Origin of the sequence: uncultured Bacteroides sp. (genome assembly GCF_947632445.1) — a bacterium.
Taxonomy (GTDB): Bacteria; Bacteroidota; Bacteroidia; order Bacteroidales; family Bacteroidaceae; genus Bacteroides.
In genome coordinates this window covers 1-18,488 of sequence record NZ_CANRPM010000014.1, presented here as the reverse complement: position 1 = coordinate 18,488, position 18,488 = coordinate 1, and the positions used below count along the sequence as shown (strand labels likewise).

The following is an 18,488-nucleotide window of genomic DNA, read 5'->3' as shown; positions in this document are numbered from 1 at the left end:
TGAACCGTGAAGCGTATGGCGAATGTCTGCGCTTTTTATTATCACAAATAATGACGTTATGGAAGAAATTATGAATGCGAATGTATCCGACAAGGTAAAGATATTTGTTTTGTTTGTAGTAATGTTTTTTACGACCTCTTGGGCATTTGCCCAAAATGAACCAGGAACAGCGAAACCACTAACCGATATGGAGGTTGTACGTAAAGTAGCATACCTTGACATTGAAGGGCAGTTTTATGAAAATGTTACGATTTCATTCAAGTCAATAACACCAGATTATTTCATTTCTGACAAATATAGAGTCAAGATTAAGGTTGTTGATAAAAAAGGGAAATTAGTTTATAAGAAAACTTTTAAAAATGCTTTTTTATATGTGTTTTCCGATGGGCAGATACAAGTAGGGCATAAAAATTTTGATCAAGTACTTATCACTAAATCGATTTCTTCAGATGATAATATCGGTGTAATCCGAGAAAAAGAAGGAGTTTATTAATAGCTTTTTATGATATGCAATCTTCCCACAAATATCAACGTTTTGCTCTTGATATAAACAATAGTATTATTGATATACAAAAGACTAATGATTTGAACAATCAGCAGTATTTCTGCCCTTACTGTCATAAAGAGATGATTCCCAAACGCGGGAATAGCCGTAAGTGGCACTTTGCGCATAAGGCAGACAAATGTTCTTATGACAAATATCTGCATTCCATTGCCGAGAGAATGATAATGGATTGGTTTAATAAAAATGAAACCATTATGTTATCTATGAATAATTACGGGAAATGCGATAGATATAGCAGTTGTGCATTTTATGACAAAATGAGTTGTAACGGAACGATAAGAGAGCAATTTGACTTAAAAAAATATTACTCAAAATGCATTCGAGAATATAGGTATGGAGGTTTTATTGCTGATTTATATTGCGAAAGCGATGCTTATCCTAATTCTCCGATTTTTATTGAAATCTTTGTGACACATGAGTGTAGTCAAGAGAAAAAAAGTTCGGGTATTCGGATTATTGAACTTGCCATCCAATCAGAAGAAGATATTCTGGATATTGTAAAATCTAATGAATTAATAGAAGGCGAAAAGGTTAGACTGTACAATTTTAAACGTGATGGATCTCCCGTGAATAAAGTTGTGCGGCCTTTCCAAAAATATGTATTATATCCTACTTTAAAGAGTTATGTCGAAAGGGACATATCTTGTAGAAATTATGACCAACATCGAAAAGGTATCTATGAAATAAGTATGCCATACGATGATTGCATATATTCCCCTATCAGTAGTGAGATGTATATGGTTGGAAAAGTCAAAGCATATCTTGACGGATATTTGAAAAGAGATTGTCAAATATGTAAATGGCAAGCGGAAACAATGGAAGGGGATGTGTTCTGTAAACTATACAAAAAGTGTGGCAATCCTAAATTGTGCAAAGATAATGACGCTTCAAGATGTTCGATGTTTCGAAAAAATGCAGTTGTAATAAATCGTGCGATCTCTATTTTTGATGAATATTTAGAGGATGGCAATGCAGATATATGGAAAATAGATGAACCTAAAGATTCTTTACTCGTTCGTTAAATACCAAAGTAAGTGATTTGAATGATTTAAAAAGAATGTTATACAACTAAAGACCTATTATAATATTCCGAGAACATTTTAGACTAAGTACAAAAGTCCAATTCCCGAAAAAATATCTATTTTGCTTTCCACTTTCGGGGAAACATATTATATTTGTTTCCGAAAGAATTATTTGACAGCATAACAGTGTAAAACACTAAAATTTGTACGATTACTAAATCGTTACTTCTATTTCTTAAAAATAATTCGCTAAAAGTTTATTCCTTAATTGGTTAAGTCAAGTCGATAAAAACCTAATAAAAGCTACAATGGAAATCAACATCCAATCCTTAGACCATATTCACGAAGCCGCCCGCCGGTTTGTCGAAGCCATGGGTGACAATACCGTTTTTGCTTTTTACGGCAAGATGGGTGCAGGAAAGACCACCTTCATCAAAGCAGTCTGTGAAGAACTGGGTGTGAGCGATGTCGTCACATCACCCACTTTCGCCATCGTCAACGAATATCGTTCCGACCTGGCCGGAGAGCTTATCTACCACTTCGATTTCTACCGTATCAAAAAGCTCGAAGAAGTGTATGATATGGGATACGAGGATTACTTCTACAGCGGTGCTGTCTGCCTCGTCGAATGGCCCGAACTGATTGAAGAGCTACTGCCGGGTAATACGGTGAAAGTAACCATCGAAGAAGTGGAAAACGGTGCACGCCGCCTGACACTGGAAGAATTAGCCTAATCACGCCATGATCAGCCAATATTTGATACAAGGTATTTTCGCCGTTGCGGGTATCATCAGTCTGCTGGCAGCCCTGCTGGACTGGAACTGGTTCTTCACGGCCCACAACACGCAGTTCATTGTACGCAACGTGGGACGTCGCCAGGCCCGCCTGTTCTACGGCGTGCTGGGACTCATTCTAATAGCCACCGCTGTGTTCTTCGTCCTGAACACGCCACAAGCATAAGACAGGCCTTCTAAGACAGTGCTTCGTCACCCTCTGACGAAGTGCTTTCTCACCCTCTCAGAAAGTGCTTTATGACGACCTCAGGAAGTGCTTCATGAAAACGTCATGCCGTGCTTCGTCAGAGAGCAACGAAACACGGCATGAACGGGAAAGGGAAAATTGTCGGCTTATTTGTTGCCGCTCAATGAGTCGGTGTATTCCATTTCGCCCTGAACAACGAATAGCAACTCTTCGGGGTCATATTCACCCATTTCGTCCTTACGGGCTTCCTTGATGATATAGTCCACAATCTTCTCCAAATCAATAACTATATAGCCGTCTTTATCGGGCTGTGCATCGAGGATTCCGCTCTCTACATAGTACTCGTCTATCAGGTCGAGAAAGTAATACAGTTCGTCGTCGGAAAATTTATCCTTTAAGTCCTGCGGCAGATAGTTTTTGATGAACTCAATGGTCTTTTCGTCATCCAAATCATCCTGCAAGAATTCGTCTGCTGTTCCCATGCTGTTGAATGATTAAAAAAAGTGACAAAGGCCGCAAATGCGGTCGTTCCTTCTCAGGGAAGCACCCCATTTGCAACCACCCAATCATGATTTATAACAACGCGTTGATTTTAGCCGCATAAGTTGATTTAGGAGCAGAACCCACCTGCTTGTCTATCAGCTTGCCGTCCTTGAAGAACAGGACGGTAGGGATATTGCGAATACCAAATTCGGCAGCTACATCATTATTCTCGTCTACGTCGCACTTGCCGATGAGTACCTTGCCTTCATATTCGGCTGCCAGTTCCTCGATAATGGGAGCTACCATCTTGCAAGGTCCGCACCACGGTGCCCAAAAATCTATCACTACAGGCGTTTTCTCTGCGAGCATAGCCTGATAATTGCTGTCAGTAATTTCCAATGCCATTGTCTTAAGGTTTTAATTTATTGATTATTATTAAGTTATTTCCAAATCATTTTTATACTGATTGATGGGCAAAGATAGAAAAAGGTAAGCGGAGAAGCAAATGAAAATGGTATTTTCAGTTTGATTATTTCCGAACTGCCTCCTATCTTATTTAAAGAGAACTAATTTATTTGGAAATCCAGTTCCGGGCGTTCTTTTAAATAAGAAATCAACTCACGTCCCACAGAGAGTTTCACCGGACGCGACACCATGTCGAGCGTCATCTTCGACTTGGGGTCGAATACCTTGACGTAGAGTTCCGTAGAACCGGGATGTTCTTTCGTAAGACCCGCCAGTTCGTTCACTAATTCCGTGTTGAGCACCGTGAGCGGGATAAAGATGGTGATCTTGCCAATCAAACTCTCCTTGACATCGGGCAGCAACTCAATGGAGGTAATCTTCAGCTCCAGTTCGTTCTGCTTCCACTGCTTAGGCTGGCAGCGTGCCTTTATATAGAGGAAGGTACGTTCGCCCAAATAGCCCTGATAAGTGACCCAGTCATTACCGAAGAACGGTATCTCGGCCGCACCGGAATAATCTTCTATTTTAGCAATGCCATAGGGGTTGCCGTTCTTGCTGGTACCCCGGCGCACAGCAGTAACGATACCGCCCATAGTAATTTCGCGTCCTACGAGCGCTTCCTTATTTTCGAGTTCAGCCATGTGAGTATTGCACACATGCTCCAATACGACGGCATACTCGTCCAACGGATGGGCGGAAAGATAGATACCTACTAACTCACGTTCCTTGTTCAGACGATCAAGATCACTCCAACGTTCGGCATCAGGTACTTCAGGCGTGGCTATATCCACCATGTTCTCATCACCGAAAAGCGAAATGGTTGCTGTAGCCTTGTCGACCTGGTAACGGTTGCCGTAGCGAATAAGTGACTCCAGGAAAACTTCTCCCTTAGAGTTGAGAGCGAAATACTGTTCGCGGCGCAATTCAGGGAAGCTGTCGAAACCGCCGGCCAATGCCAGGCACTCGAGGTTCTTCCTGTTGCAGGCATTGAGATTGACACGCTGCACAAAATCGAAGATACCCGTATAGGGACCGTTCTTCGTGCGTTCTTCCATAATGCTTTGTACAGCTCCTTCTCCTACTCCTTTCACAGCACCCAGTCCGAAACGGATGTTACCGTCGCGGTTGACCGTGAACTTCAAGTTACTCTCGTTTACATCAGGCCCCAGCACCTTAATGCCCATTGATTTACATTCGTCCATCAGTTTGGTGATTGTGGTGATGTCTGAAAGGCTTCGGTTCATAACGGCAGCCATATACTCGGCAGGATAATTAGCCTTCAGATAGGCTGTCTGGTAGGCCACCCAAGAGTAACACGTGGCGTGCGACTTATTGAAAGCATAAGAAGCAAACTTCTCCCAGTCGGCCCAGATTTTCTCCAATACTTTAGGGTCATGCCCGTTCTTCTGCCCGCCAGAGATGAACTTCGGCTTCATGTGATCCAGCTTGTCGCGCAGCTTCTTGCCCATCGCCTTACGAAGAGCATCGGACTCACCGCGGGTGAAGTCGGCCAGCAAACGGGAAAGCAACATCACCTGCTCCTGATAGACGGTGATGCCGTAAGTATCCTTCAGGTACTTCTCCATGATGGGAATATCGTATTCGATGGGCTTGCGTCCCCATTTCCGGTCAATGAAATCGGGAATGTAATCCATAGGCCCCGGACGGTAGAGGGCGTTCATGGCGATAAGGTCTTCAAACGTACTGGGCTGGAGCTCACGCAGGTATTTCTGCATACCGGCCGACTCAAATTGAAAGGTTCCGATGGTGCGGCCGTCGCAATAAAGCTTATAAGTAGCAGGATCGTTAATGGATATTTTGTCAATATCAATCTCAATGCCGCGATGCAGACGGATGTTTTCCACCGCTTCCTTTATAATCGACAAGGTCTTCAGCCCTAAAAAGTCCATCTTGATCAGACCGGTATCCTCGATAACCGAACCTTCGTATTGGGTGACAAGCATCTTCTCGCCTGTCTCCTTGTCATCGGCCGTGCTGACAGGTACCCAATCGGTAATATCATCACGGCAGATGATGGTACCGCAAGCGTGCACACCCGTACCACGCACGTTGCCTTCGAGCATCTTGGCGTATTTGATGGTCTCGCGTACCAATGGGTCGGGCGATACCTCGGCCGCCCGCAACTCGGGCACGTATTCAATGGCATTAGGCAGGTTCAGCTTCTTGTCGGGTATCTTGTCGGGCACTAACCTGCACAGGCGGTCAGACTCAGGCAAAGGAAGCTTCTCTACACGGGCCACATCCTTGAGGGCCATCTTCGTAGCCATTGTTCCGTAAGTGATGATGTGTGCCACTTTCTCCTGCCCGTATTTCTCGGTCACCCAGCGGAGCACCTCACCACGACCGTCGTCATCGAAGTCCACATCAATATCGGGGAGGGAGATACGGTCGGGGTTCAGGAAACGCTCGAATAGCAGGTCGTACTGAATGGGGTCTATCTTCGTGATGCCCAAACAGTAGGCCACAGCCGAACCGGCAGCGGAACCACGTCCGGGTCCTACGGACACGCCAAGCTGGGTGCGTGCAGCGTTGATGAAGTCCTGCACGATAAGGAAGTAACCGGGGAAACCCATGGTCTTCATAATGTAAAGCTCGAACACCAACCGTTCCTTCACTTCCTCGCTCAACGGGTCACCGTAGAGACGTTTGGCCCCATCGAAAGCCAGCTTGGCTAAGTAGTCGGCCTCTAACTTGATACGATACAGCTTCTCGTAGCCGCCCAAACGCTTTATCTTGGCGTTGGCGGCTTCTTCGTCAAGCACCACCTCGCCGTTCTCGTTGCGGGTGAACTCGTTGAACAAGTCCTGTTCGGTATATTTCTTGCGGTATTCTTCCTCCGTACCGAATTCCTCAGGGATGGCGAAAGTAGGCATGATGGGCGCATGGTCGATGGAATAGAACTCCACCTTGTCGAGAATTTCCAATGTGTTGGCAAGTGCCTCAGGCACGTCGGCGAAAAGTTCGTTCATTTCGGCCTTGGTCTTCATCCACTCCTGCTTGGTGTATAACATGCGGGTGGGGTCGTCGAGATCCTTGCCCGTACTGAGACAAATCAGGCGGTCGTGGGCTTCGGCATTCTCCTCGTCCACGAAATGGACATCATTCGTACAAATCAGCTTGATGCCGAACTTCTTGCTGTATTCCATCAGCTTGGCGTTCACCTTCTGCTGCATGGGATAAGCCTCGTGATTAGCTCGCGGCACGGTGGCCTTGTGGCGTTGCAGCTCCAAGTAGAAGTCATCGCCGAAAAGGTTCTTGTACCAACGGATTGCTTCTTCAGCCTCATCATGCTTGTCGTTGACTATCTTCCTGGGGATTTCGCCACCTAAGCAAGCGGAACAGACAATCAAACCTTCGTGATACTTCTCCAGTTCGTTACGGTCAGTGCGAGGACGCATGTAGTAGCCTTGCGTCCAGGCGTGCGACACCAGCTTGATGAGGTTGTGGTAGCCCTTTTCGTTCTTGGCCAGCACCACCAAGTGATAGCCACTTTGGTCGGGCTTTCCCTCCTTCTTGTCCATCGTGCGGCGTGCCACGTACATCTCGCAACCGATAATGGGCTTGAAGATACGGGCTTCTGCCGCAGCAATCTTCTCACGACAGTCGGCCAGTGCGGCTTCCTTGTCCTCGCACTCCTCCTTGCCGCTCTCGATATCGGCCATCTTTTTCTTCAGATCCTTGATTTCTCCTTTCGGGCCACCGTTCTTCTTGTTAACGTAGTTGGTAAATTCCTTAATGCCGAACATATTGCCATGGTCGGTTATTGCGATACCTTTCATCCCATCCTTGATAGCCTTTTCCACCAGGCGGCTGACGCTGGCCTGCCCGTCGAGCAACGAATACTGGGTATGTACGTGTAGATGAACAAAATCTTGCATAAGCATTCCTTTCAAATTGGAGCATAAAGGTACAATCTATCCCTTTTTCAGCCAAAATAATCCTCAAAAAAATACTTGCAAGCGCATTTCTTCCCTAATTTCTTGTTAGAGTTTTAAAATACCCCTATTTTTGCAAGTAATTACTAACTCCATAAACGCGGGTTTACATGGGCAGACTAAAAAGACTAAAAAAGATACACATACACCGTGAAGGAACTCAGACGCTGATTGGAAGCCTGTTGCTGCTATTGGTAGTCAACTCCGCCTTATATTTCGGATTAAATAATAAAGTACCATTTTATATTGTAGGAGTCTTCAGCCTTATTGTGTACGGTATATTGGTAAATTTCTTCCGTTGCCCGATACGTCTTTTCGGTCAAGACACTGAAAAGATCGTGGTAGCTCCGGCCGACGGGAAAGTGGTCGTCATCGAAGAAGTCGAGGAAAATGAGTACTTCCACGACCGACGCCTGATGATTTCCATCTTTATGAGTCTGGTCAACGTACACGCCAACTGGTATCCCGTAGACGGAACCATCAAGAAGGTGGGGCGCCAAAACGGCAGGTTTATGAAAGCATGGCTGCCGAAAGCCAGCACGGACAACGAGCGATCGACGGTAATCATCGAGACGCCCGAAGGAGTGGAAATAATGACCCGTCAGATAGCCGGAGCGATGGCACGCCGCATCGTTACCTACGCCGAGCCGGGCGAGGAATGCTACATCGACGAACACATGGGTTTCATCAAGTTCGGCTCGCGTGTGGATGTGTACCTGCCTTTGGGTACAGAAGTTCTTGTCAAGTTAGGACAAGTGACAACGGGTAACCAGACCGTCATTGCCAAACTCAAATAATTATGGCCAACCGCATCACCCGATATATTCCTAACGCACTGACCTGCCTGAACTTATTTTCGGGCTGCATCGCCGGCGTGATGGCTTTCGAAGCACGTTACGAATCGGCGCTACTCTTCATCATAATCAGTGCAATGTTCGACTTCTTCGACGGACTGGCCGCACGGGTTCTGAACGCTCATTCCGTCATCGGTAAGGATTTGGATTCACTGGCCGATGACGTCAGCTTCGGCCTGGCGCCGTCGCTCATTGTGTTTTCTCTGTTCAAGGAAATGCCTTATCCCGCCTACATGGAAAGCGTGGCTGCCTGGCTGCCCTACTCGGCTTTTCTCATTACGGTATTCTCGGCGCTGCGCTTAGCTAAGTTCAACAACGATACGCGCCAGGCGATTTCCTTCATCGGCCTGCCCGTACCTGCCAATGCCTTGTTTTGGGCTTCGCTCACCGCAGGTTACCACTCCTTGCTTATCGGGGGCGGTTTTCATCCGCTCTGTCTGCTGGCATTGGTCTGCCTGTTTTCCTGGTTGCTGGTGTCGGAAATCCCGATGTTCTCGCTGAAGTTCAGAAACCTGTCGTGGAAGGATAACGGGGTGAGCTTCCTCTTCCTGCTGCTCTGCATTCTCTTTTTGGCTACCTTACAAGTGCGGGGATTGGTTACCTGCATCGTCTGGTACATCCTGCTGTCATGGTTTACCGGGCGGAAGAAATAAACTTTCCGCCTGGCATGATTGTTGCAGTCGTTGTTATCAGAAACAACTTAAACGCTCGATACACATGTTACATTTCTTAGGATTTCTGTTCATACTCTTCATAGCGATACTAATTATCGGCTTCAGCCTCATCGGCAGCATTGTACGCGGCATCTTCGGCCTCAGACGGAAGAACCCGCCTTCGCAGGATTTCCGCGACTATACCTTCTACGGAAACAACCGGCAATCATCGCGCACCCCGACCGACACGGACGACGGCCACCGCCCCGAAGAAGACGGGATACGCGTCAAGCGCAAGGAACGCATCTTCTCCAAAGACGACGGAGAGTACGTGGATTACGAGGAGATAAAGGAATAAGACTAACGGCGTTTCTCCCGAAAGAACTCTTTCATCAAGTCGGCACATTCGTCGGCCATCACGCCTTTCACCACGACTGTTTTGGGATGGAGCGCCTGCGGTGCATAGCGCCGATAGCCCCGCTTCTCGTCGTCGGCGCCAAAGACAAGGCGGCCGGTCTGCGCCCAAGCAATGGCACCGGCACACATCACGCAAGGCTCCACCGTGACGTAGAGCGTACACTCGTCCAAGTATTTGCCGCCAAGTGCCGACGCAGCCGCCGTGATGGCCTGCATCTCGGCATGGGCCGTTACGTCCGTCAGGGTTTCGGTCAGATTATGGGCACGGGCGATGATGCGGTCCTTGCATACCACGATCGCCCCGACGGGCACTTCACCGCGCGCGGCCGCCTTCCGGGCTTCCGCCAAGGCCTGTTTCATGTAGAACGTGTTGTCCATTTTGTCAGGAGAGTTAAAGGGTTTGGGGAGATTACCGCCTCATGTCGTGCTCACCGAAGAGGGTCGGATAGTCGTCTTCCATATTCTTATGGATAAACATGAGAATTGTTTCCCTGAACCAGCGCGACTTGTTGGTTATCTTATACCTTTCCAGATAACGGTTCACAATCCGCTGTTCCTCTTCATTCATCAGGCATACAATGCGCTGATCGCGTTTGGGCTCGCCGGGCGTTGCTTTCGCACGCGTTTTGTCTCTCTTTTTCATATTTTCTGCAAAAATAGTGTTCCTGCTGCAAATACAAAGCGGAAAAAACGTAAATTTGCCTCCCGAAAAGAAAAAAGACGGCTATATGGCAGCACACAACCGATTGGGAAAGGAAGGCGAGGACGCCGCGGCGGCTTATCTGGAGAGCCGGGGCTACACGATATGCCACCGCAACTGGCGCAAGAACCGTCTGGAGCTGGACATCGTGGCCATGCACGAAGGCGAACTGGTGGTGGTCGAGGTGAAGACCCGCACCGATACGGACTGCGGGGAGCCGCAGGAGGCTGTGGACTGGCAGAAGGTGCACCACATCATCACGGCGGCCGACGCCTACATCAAGCAGTTCGACATCTGCCTGCCCGTCCGCTTCGACATCGTTACGGCCGTCGGTGCCCATCCGCCCTTTGCCATCGGGCATCTGAAAAATGCCTTTTATCCGCCTGTATTTTAACCTTCTTCATACTTACCGAACGTTATGGATATAGAAACCGCACGCGAATATTGCCTTGCCAAGAAGGCGGCTACCGAAGACATGCCCTTCGGCGAAGACATTCTCGTAATCCGGGTGATGGGAAAGATGTTTCTTTGCATCAACCTCAATACGCCCGACCTTATCACCATGAAATGCGACCCCGACTATGCCCTCGAACTGCGCGATCACTACAACGCCGTTGAAGGGGCGTGGCATTTCAACAAGAAGTACTGGAACCAGGTGCACTTGGACAGCGACGCGGACGACCGGCTGATAAAGCATCTGATAGACCATTCCTACGAGGAAGTCGTCAAGAAATTCACCCGGAAAATGCGCAGCGCCTATGACGAACTGCCCTGAGCCTGCAATGTCCTTCCCCATCATCGGGCTGGAGGAAACCGATTCGACCAACCGCTACTTGGCCGACCTGTGCGACACGGCCCCGACGCCTCCGCCCGAATATACCACCGTCACCACCCGCTTCCAGACGGACGGCAGAGGCCAGCGCGGCAACAGCTGGGAGTCTGAACGCGGGCGCAACCTGCTGTTCAGCACCGTGCTCTACCCCCGCTTCGTCGAGGCACGCCGGCAGTTCGTCCTTTCGCAAATCGTCTCCCTGGCCGTTAAGGAAGAATTGGACACGTGCGTGGAGGGCATCTCCATCAAATGGCCCAACGACATCTACCTGCACGAGAAGAAAATCTGCGGCATGCTCATCGAGAACGTACTGGAGGGAAGCCGCATCGGCCGCTGTATTCTCGGCATCGGCATCAACGTGAACCAGACCGTATTCCGCAGTCCGGCACCCAATCCCGTGTCGCTGAAACAGGCCACGGGCCGCGACTGCGACGCGCGGGCCGTTCTCGAAGGCTTTCTCCGCCGCCTGCATGCTTCCTACGAAGCCTTGCGCCGCGACACGGACGGACGCCTGGCCGCCGACGCTGCCTGCCGTTATGCCGACGCCCTCTTCCGCCGCGAGGGCCTGCATCCCTACGAAGACGCGGACGGACGCTTCTCGGCCCGACTGGCCGGCGTGGAGCCGGACGGACGCCTCCTCCTGCAGGACGAAACAGGACGCTTGCGACGCTACCTTTTCAAGGAAGTGCGATACATCCTCTGACTTTCCTTTCTGTGCGGACGTACAGTCGGCAGGCCCTTTTCCGGCATTTCGGGACAAATCGAGCGACGGTTCGGTGAAATCACATTAAAAAACGTTGTATTCGTTTGTTTTCGCTTGCTTCTCGTCTGCCTTTCCTTATCTTTGTGTCCGCAAACATAAAAAGAACAATCGTCAACGAATTATGGAAAGGAAATCTACTATCCGACAGAATTTCGACGTACAGGGCATGAGCTGCGCCGCCTGCTCCGCCCGTGTGGAGAAAACCCTGAGCCGGCAGCCGGGCGTCGTCCGGGTTGCTGTCAATCTGGCTTCGGCTACGGCCACGGTGACTTACGACCCTTCGGTCTGCACGTCCGACGCTTTGCGACGGGCTGTGGAAGCCGTGGGCTTCGGCCTGATGCCGAGACAAGAAGCGTTCGCATCGGCGGAGGCAGAAGAGAAGGTTGCCGAGGAGCGTCGCCGCTACCGCGCACTGAGGCGGCGCACCGTATGGGCCGTCGCTCTTGCCCTGCCCGTTGCAGTCATCGCTATGGCGTTTGCCGACCGGCCGTATGCGGGCTATGTCATGTGGCTGCTCGCCACGCCTGTGGTCTTCATCCTGGGGCGAAGTTTCTACGCCAACGCCTGGCGCCTGCTGAAGCATCGCGCGACGAACATGGACACGTTGGTGGCTGTCAGCACGGGCATCGCCTACACGTTCAGCGTATTCAACCTCTTCTTCCCCGACTTCTGGCGGTCGCGGGGCATTGAGCCGCACGTCTATTTCGAGGCTTCGGCCGTCATCATCGCCTTCATCCTCTTAGGTCGCCTGCTCGAAGCGCGTGCCAAGAGCCGGACAACCGGCGCCATCAAAAAGCTGATGGGGCTGCAACCGCCGACGGTGAACTTAGTGGACGAACCCTTGTCCGACGACATCAAGCAGATCCCTGCCGGGCTGCCCATCCTCTCCGAACCTTTGAAAAAGGTCGTTGTCGGCGATTTGCTTCTGGTGCGTCCCGGCGAGCGTGTTCCGGTGGACGGCATCGTCGTGTGCGGCCAATCGTATGTGGACGAGAGTATGCTGAGCGGCGAACCGATGGCCGTTGGCAAACGCACGGGTAGCCGGGTGCTGGCCGGCACCATCAACCAGAGGGGCAGTTTCATCTTCCGTGCCGGACAGGTGGGTCGCGACACGCTGCTGGCCCACATCATCCATGCCGTGCAGGAGGCGCAGGGCAGCAAAGCTCCTGTGCAGAAGCTGGCCGACCGCATTGCCGGCATCTTCGTACCTGTCATCATGGTCATCGCCCTGCTGAGTTTCGTGAGTTGGGTATTGCTGGCTCCGTCCGACGGCTTCACTCACGGCCTGCTCGCGCTGGTGACAGTGCTCATCATCGCTTGTCCCTGCGCCCTGGGGCTGGCCACGCCGACAGCCATCATGGTAGGTATCGGTAAGGGAGCCGAGCGGGGTATTCTCATCAAGGACGCAAAAAGCTTGGAACGTGCCCGGCGGGTGGACACCGTCGTGCTGGATAAGACAGGCACCGTGACCGAGGGCCGTCCGCAGGTGACCGCGCTCCTCTGGAACCGTCAGACCGACCGTAACGTAATCGCCTTCTATGCGCTGGAGAAACGCTCCGAACACCCGCTGGCCGAAGCTATCGTCCAATATTGGGAAACCGTCTCTCCCCGTCTGACGGAGAACGCTTCGCCGGTCGAGGAATTTGAGAGCCTGACGGGGCGGGGCATCCGGGGCCGTGTCGACGGCACGATCTACTACGTCGGCAACCGTCGTCTGCTGGACGAACATACAATAGCTGTCGACCCGCTGCTGATGCTGGAGGCCGATCGTTTGGAAGCCGAAGCGCAGACCGTCGTCTGGCTTTTCGACGAATACGAGGCGCTGGCCGTAGCCGCCGTAGCCGACCGTGTGAAGTCCACGTCTGTCAAGACCGTCAGCCGCCTGCAACACCAGGGTATCGACGTCTACCTGCTGACGGGCGACAATGAAGTTACCGCCCGTGCCATTGCCGAACAGACGTGCATCCACCACTACCGCGCCAACGTACTGCCGCAGGAAAAGGCGGCTTTCATTGCCCGCCTTCAGCAGGAGGGGAAAACCGTCGCGATGGTAGGCGACGGCATCAACGACAGCGCCGCCCTGGCACAAGCTGACCTCAGCATCGCCATGGGCACGGGTAGCGACATCGCCATGGACGTGGCAGGCATCACCCTGCTCCGGGGCGACCTCAGCAAGCTGCCCGAAGCCCTGAACCTCTCCCGATTCACCGTGCGCACCATCCGGCAGAATCTGTTTTGGGCGTTCGTCTACAATCTGATAGGCGTACCCGTCGCTGCCGGCGTACTCTACCCTGTCTGCGGCTTCCTGCTCAATCCCATGATTGCGGGAGCAGCCATGGCGTTCAGCAGCTTCAGCGTGGTGACGAACAGTCTGCGGCTGAAGCGCAGCCGGCCGGAACTTTAGGCGGTCGGAGGCAGCCGGGCTTTCACGATGATATTCAAAGGAAGCATTGAAGTCGGCAGAAAGGATGAAATATGCAATAATCTTTCCGCGAAATTCGGAAACTTTTTCGGATAGTTTCCGTTATTGGAGGAACTTTGTATATTTGCACGGAAAACATCGAAGAGAACATGAGAAAGGATACTATTAAGTCGTTGATAGCGCTCAAACAGCAGGAGATGCCGTTCGAGGTTATTCGTCGCGATGAGGAGCTGCCGATAAACCGCAAGAAAATCATCACCATACCCGGTGTACGCAGATGCGGCAAGTCCACGTTGATGATGATAGCGATTAATGCACTGATTGAAAGCGGTGTGCCGGTAAGAAACATCCTGTGGATAGGATTTGACGACGAGCGTTTGAAAAAGATGACCTCCGACGACTTGGACGAGATAATCGTTTCCTATATGGAGATGTATCCCGACGTGCCCATAAAAGACGTGTATATGTTCTTCGATGAAATCCAGATTATCGAGGATTGGGAATATTTCGTTTTACGGGTGTATAAAAGTTATTGCAAGAACATCTATCTGTGCGGCAGCAATGCCACGATGTTGTCTACGGAACTGTCTACGGCTTTGCGGGGCTATCCGCTCGAGCATAAGACCTATCCGCTTTCTTTTAACGAATATTGCCGGTTCAAAGGTATCGGCACGGATAGTTATCTCGAACAGGACAAGGCAAAAGTCCGCAATGCTTTTATCAAGTATAATCATGCAAGCGCATTTCCTGAAGTAGTATTGACCTCGTCGGAGACGGAGAAATTGCAGCTTCTGAACGGCTATTTCGACACCATGCTCCTGAAAGATATTGCCGAGCACTACGGAATAGCGAATTTGCCGGTTCTCCGCTACTTTGTCAAACGCATAATGGCCAATCTGACCAAGCCGACCTCGATATTGTCGATATACAACGATATCAAATCGCAGGGCTTGCGGATAAACAAGGACGAACTTTACCGATGGGCCGATTATGTGTGCGATGTTTTCCTGTTTGTCCGCATACCCAAATATGAACGTTCCTTGGCGAAAGAACAGAAGTCCCAAAAGAAATATTACTGCATCGACAACGGCTTGCGCAGTGCCGTGCTGCTTCCGCAGAGCGATGACAACGGCAAACTGTTGGAAAATATCGTATTCCTTCATCTGTATCGTAATCTGAAACCTGCTGACTGCATCTTTTATTTTCAGGAGTCCGCCGAGTGCGACTTCGTGATTCAGCGGAATGAACATGTCGATGAGTTGATACAGGTTACATGGGATATGTCCGACAGAGATACCAGAGAACGGGAAATCAACGGCCTGTTGGAAGCATCGAAAGCAACCCAATGCGACAAACTGTCCATTATAACGATTGACGAGGAGTGTTCTTTCGAAAGAAACGGCAGGATTGTCCATGCTGTGCCGGCGTGGAAGTGGATGCTCGGAAGGTGACGGCGAAACGTCGAGACAGACAGACATCATTCTGCGAAACGAACAAATAAAGCACTTCCCCAAAGGTGAGATTTTATGGAAAATTCGCTTTCCCGAAAGTGTTTCATTATATTTGCAACGAAATAAATAAATTACGCCGCTATGGATTACGTGGATATTCAACCGTTGGTAAATACGTTTCACCGTAAACTCGCCGCTACGGATTTGCGTTTCAAACGATATTTGTATGGCCGCATAAACTGGAATGTGCGGCTCATTGGCATTAAGGGCGCACGCGGTGTCGCAAGACAACACTGCTGCTGCAACATATCAAGGAGACTTTCTCCACTCTCGACGAAGTGCTGTATGTGTCGTTGGATAACATGTGGTTCAATAATCACAGCTTGGAAGAGCTGGTGGAGTTTCTCTATTGGATGGTATAGAGACCGGAAGCGGCAACCGGATTCCGCTTTGGATGTTCGGCTGTTTGTATTGACGACAAGCCGCAGGCACCGGGCATCGCATCGACTCCTTGCTGGATGAACTCGATAAGTTGGACGACAATTTCGATGCGCTGTAAGTTGCGGAATTGAAATATTTGCTATCTTTGTCGCGTTGAACTCTAAAAAACGATAGAAAAACAGAAATAAAAAAGTAAAGATATATAATTAATTGAGCTTTAGCTCTTATTCCCTCAATCCAAAACGGCCAAATTTTTGAATACACGGGAGTAAGTGGCGGGGTTCACGTCCAATGGGCGTGAACTATTCGTGCTTATCTGGTGTATTAGGTGCTTGGCCGTACCTTGGATTGAAGATAAGCAATCTAACGAATGGTTCATTGCCCTTCTTTTTTGCTTATCCGAATATCGGCGAAGGCTCGCATACAGAAGTCTATGCCGAAACAAGAAAATACCCAACCGGCCCAAATCATCTCCCGCCGTCGTGTCGTCGACCACGGCGAAGTATTTACCGCCGAACGCGAGGTGCGAGCCATGTGCGACCTCGTGGGGCAGGAGTGCGAACGCATTGCGTCGCGCTTTCTCGAACCCGCCTGCGGGCAGGGCGCTTTTCTCATCGAAATCCTGAACCGCAAACTTGCCGTTGTTGCCGCCCGCTATCCCCGTCCGCAAATCGTATGGGAGCAGTATGCCTGCCTCGCCGTGAGTTCGCTCTACGGCGTTGAAATCCTGCCCGACAATGTAGCCGTCTGCCGCCGGCGCCTTTTCGAGGTCTTCGATGCCGCCTATACGTCTCTGTTCGGCGACGGGTGCAAGGAGGCATGCCGCCGGACGGTGCGGCGGATGCTCGAACTGAATATTGTCTGGGGCGATGCGCTGACTCTGAAAACACTGGACGATGCGCAAAAGCCGATCGTCTTTGCCGAGTGGTCTGACACGGGCAAGGGCTTGTTCAAACGGCGCGACTTCACGCTGGCAAATCTTTTGGAAAGCCAGCCGATGGAGGGGCCGAACCTTTTTTCCGACCTTGGCGAACAGGCTTTTCTGCCTACGCCCGTTGCCGAATATCCGCTTGTACACTTTCTAAAAATAGGTGAACCATGATTCCGAATTACAACCCCGATGTACTGACCTGCCTCGCCAATCTGAGCAACGACGAGGTGTTTACGCCGCCCGACGTAGCCAATCGGATGCTCGATTTGCTTCCGTCGTCTTTGTGGAGCGACCCCCATGCGCGATTCCTCGATCCCGGTAGCAAAACGGGAGTCTTCCTGCGCGAGATTGCCCGCCGTCTGATGGCAGGACTTGCCGAACAGATCCCCGATGTGCAGGAGCGTGCCGACCATATTTTCAAAGAACAACTCTTCGGACTGGCAATTACGGAGCTGACGGGCTTGCTGTCTCGGCGGTCGGTGTATTGCTCCAAGACGGCTAACGGGCACTATTCCGTATGCACGGCTTTCGACGACGAGCAGGGCAATATCCTTTACGAGCCGGCTGCCCACACGTGGGTGAACGGACGATGCCGCTACTGCGGGGCGAGCCGCGAAGTGTACGACCGTAGCGAGGTGTTGGAAAGCCATGCCTACCGATTTATTCATGCAGATAATCCCGAATTTTTATTTCCCGATATGCGATTCGATGTCATTATAGGCAATCCGCCTTACCAGTTAAGCGACGGAGGAAATGGTGCAAGCGCCAGTCCAATATATCATAAATTTATACAACAAGCAAAAAAACTCAACCCCCGCTATTTGACTATGATAATTCCTTCGCGTTGGTTTGGCGGAGGAAAAGGATTAGATGATTTCCGAAAAGAAATGTTAAACGACAAACATATCCGTATGTTAGTCGATTATGAAAATGCGGCTGATTGTTTTCCGGGTGTAGATATTGCTGGTGGGGTATGTTATTTTCTGTGGGACAGGGACAACGAAGGATTGTGTGATGTTATGAATGTAAAGAAAGATAGTACACAACATTCTGTCCGAGCTTTGAATGAGTTCGACACATTTATTCGATACGATGTTGCGGCTATTATTGTAAGGAAAGTATGTGCGTTCAATGAACCGAAAATGTCGGATGTTGTGTCCAGTCGTAAACCGTTTGGATTAGCAACTTTTGTTCGTCCGCAGGATAGTGGCAATATTGTTTTAAGATGGCAAAATGGAGAAGGGCCTTATCGCAGTGAAGAAATTACTGTTGGTCGGGAATTGATAGACAAATGGAAGGTGATAACCTCGTATGTAGGTTACGACCATGCAGGAAATCCGGGCAAAGACGGGAAACGGAGGGTATTCTCAAAGATAGACATATTACCACCCCACACCATTTGTACAGAAACATATCTTGTTGTAGGTAGTTTTGATACGGAACAAAAAGCACGAAATTTAGTATCATATATGAAAACTATGTTCTTTCGGTTTCTTGTTGCACAGTGCATGTATTCCCACCACATTACCAAAGAGGCATATCGTCTTGTTCC

At 50.0% G+C, this 18,488-nt stretch carries 19 protein-coding genes; 14 read left to right on the top strand and 5 right to left on the bottom strand.

Going from position 1 to position 18,488, the window contains the following annotated elements; genetic code table 11:
- Positions 1–58 precede the first annotated feature (58 nt).
- From Q0Z70_RS04690 to Q0Z70_RS04675, 4 genes are all read left to right on the top strand, one after another.
- Positions 59–493 carry a hypothetical protein gene (locus tag Q0Z70_RS04690; RefSeq protein WP_298072964.1) on the top strand — a complete coding sequence of 145 codons (435 nt, stop codon included), beginning with the start codon at positions 59–61 and terminating at the stop codon, positions 491–493.
- 14 nt (positions 494–507) lie between these two features.
- Positions 508–1,587 (top strand): competence protein CoiA family protein, encoded by a 1,080-nt coding sequence (locus Q0Z70_RS04685; protein WP_298072963.1) that lies wholly within the window; start codon positions 508–510, stop codon positions 1,585–1,587.
- A 308-nt stretch (positions 1,588–1,895) separates the two neighbouring features.
- Entirely contained in the window at positions 1,896–2,321 is a 426-nt protein-coding gene (gene tsaE / locus Q0Z70_RS04680) for a tRNA (adenosine(37)-N6)-threonylcarbamoyltransferase complex ATPase subunit type 1 TsaE (RefSeq protein WP_298072962.1), read from the top strand.
- 10 nt (positions 2,322–2,331) lie between these two features.
- Positions 2,332–2,547: an immunity 17 family protein gene (locus Q0Z70_RS04675; protein ID WP_298072991.1), complete on the top strand. Its 216-nt coding sequence runs from the start codon at positions 2,332–2,334 to the stop codon at positions 2,545–2,547.
- Positions 2,548–2,714: 167 nt separating this feature from the next.
- Here Q0Z70_RS04675 and Q0Z70_RS04670 read toward each other — a convergent pair whose 3' ends face one another.
- The 3 genes from Q0Z70_RS04670 to dnaE all read right to left on the bottom strand — a co-directional run bounded on the left by Q0Z70_RS04670 (position 2,715) and on the right by dnaE (position 7,415).
- Positions 2,715–3,050: a hypothetical protein gene (locus tag Q0Z70_RS04670; protein ID WP_298072961.1), complete on the bottom strand. Its 336-nt coding sequence runs from the start codon at positions 3,048–3,050 to the stop codon at positions 2,715–2,717.
- Positions 3,051–3,141: 91 nt separating this feature from the next.
- Positions 3,142–3,456 (bottom strand): thioredoxin, encoded by a 315-nt coding sequence (gene trxA / locus Q0Z70_RS04665; RefSeq protein ID WP_298072960.1) that lies wholly within the window; start codon positions 3,454–3,456, stop codon positions 3,142–3,144.
- Between the two features lie 161 nt (positions 3,457–3,617).
- Positions 3,618–7,415 carry a DNA polymerase III subunit alpha gene (dnaE, locus tag Q0Z70_RS04660; protein WP_298072959.1) on the bottom strand — a complete coding sequence of 1,266 codons (3,798 nt, stop codon included), beginning with the start codon at positions 7,413–7,415 and terminating at the stop codon, positions 3,618–3,620.
- Between the two features lie 167 nt (positions 7,416–7,582).
- Here dnaE and Q0Z70_RS04655 point away from each other — a divergent pair, with 167 nt between their 5' ends.
- From Q0Z70_RS04655 to Q0Z70_RS04645, 3 genes are all read left to right on the top strand, one after another.
- The gene (locus Q0Z70_RS04655) at positions 7,583–8,269 is read left to right on the top strand and encodes a phosphatidylserine decarboxylase family protein (protein ID WP_298072958.1); all 687 of its coding nucleotides are present in this window, start codon (positions 7,583–7,585) and stop codon (positions 8,267–8,269) included.
- 2 nt (positions 8,270–8,271) lie between these two features.
- On the top strand, positions 8,272–8,979 hold the full coding sequence (locus Q0Z70_RS04650; protein WP_298072957.1) for a CDP-alcohol phosphatidyltransferase family protein: 708 nt from the start codon (positions 8,272–8,274) through the stop codon (positions 8,977–8,979).
- Positions 8,980–9,043: 64 nt separating this feature from the next.
- On the top strand, positions 9,044–9,337 hold the full coding sequence (locus Q0Z70_RS04645) for a DUF4834 family protein (RefSeq protein WP_298072956.1): 294 nt from the start codon (positions 9,044–9,046) through the stop codon (positions 9,335–9,337).
- A gap of 2 nt (positions 9,338–9,339) precedes the next feature.
- On the opposite strand, the gene Q0Z70_RS04640 is transcribed toward Q0Z70_RS04645, so the two are convergent.
- Together Q0Z70_RS04640 and Q0Z70_RS04635 are read right to left on the bottom strand one after the other, a co-directional pair.
- Positions 9,340–9,774, bottom strand: a complete 435-nt coding sequence (locus Q0Z70_RS04640) for a nucleoside deaminase (RefSeq protein ID WP_298072955.1) — start codon at positions 9,772–9,774, stop codon at positions 9,340–9,342.
- Between the two features lie 31 nt (positions 9,775–9,805).
- Positions 9,806–10,039 (bottom strand): hypothetical protein, encoded by a 234-nt coding sequence (locus Q0Z70_RS04635; protein ID WP_298072954.1) that lies wholly within the window; start codon positions 10,037–10,039, stop codon positions 9,806–9,808.
- A gap of 85 nt (positions 10,040–10,124) precedes the next feature.
- Between Q0Z70_RS04635 and Q0Z70_RS04630 the strand changes: the two genes are divergently transcribed.
- From Q0Z70_RS04630 to Q0Z70_RS04600, 7 genes are all read left to right on the top strand, one after another.
- Entirely contained in the window at positions 10,125–10,490 is a 366-nt protein-coding gene (locus Q0Z70_RS04630) for a YraN family protein (RefSeq protein WP_298072953.1), read from the top strand.
- A 24-nt stretch (positions 10,491–10,514) separates the two neighbouring features.
- Positions 10,515–10,871 carry an MmcQ/YjbR family DNA-binding protein gene (locus tag Q0Z70_RS04625; RefSeq protein WP_298072952.1) on the top strand — a complete coding sequence of 119 codons (357 nt, stop codon included), beginning with the start codon at positions 10,515–10,517 and terminating at the stop codon, positions 10,869–10,871.
- Positions 10,855–11,631, top strand: coding sequence for a biotin--[acetyl-CoA-carboxylase] ligase (locus Q0Z70_RS04620; protein WP_298072951.1), 777 nt, complete (start codon positions 10,855–10,857; stop codon positions 11,629–11,631). Before Q0Z70_RS04625 ends, Q0Z70_RS04620 begins: the two co-directional genes overlap by 17 nt.
- A gap of 181 nt (positions 11,632–11,812) precedes the next feature.
- Entirely contained in the window at positions 11,813–14,095 is a 2,283-nt protein-coding gene (locus tag Q0Z70_RS04615; RefSeq protein ID WP_298072950.1) for a heavy metal translocating P-type ATPase, read from the top strand.
- 167 nt (positions 14,096–14,262) lie between these two features.
- Positions 14,263–15,564, top strand: coding sequence for an ATP-binding protein (locus tag Q0Z70_RS04610; protein ID WP_298072949.1), 1,302 nt, complete (start codon positions 14,263–14,265; stop codon positions 15,562–15,564).
- A gap of 874 nt (positions 15,565–16,438) precedes the next feature.
- Positions 16,439–17,107 carry an SAM-dependent DNA methyltransferase gene (locus Q0Z70_RS04605; RefSeq protein WP_298072948.1) on the top strand — a complete coding sequence of 223 codons (669 nt, stop codon included), beginning with the start codon at positions 16,439–16,441 and terminating at the stop codon, positions 17,105–17,107.
- Positions 17,104–18,488, top strand: a 1,385-nt coding sequence (locus tag Q0Z70_RS04600; RefSeq protein WP_298072947.1) for an Eco57I restriction-modification methylase domain-containing protein, incomplete at its 3' end; no start/stop codon positions are given. The genes Q0Z70_RS04605 and Q0Z70_RS04600, both read left to right, overlap by 4 nt.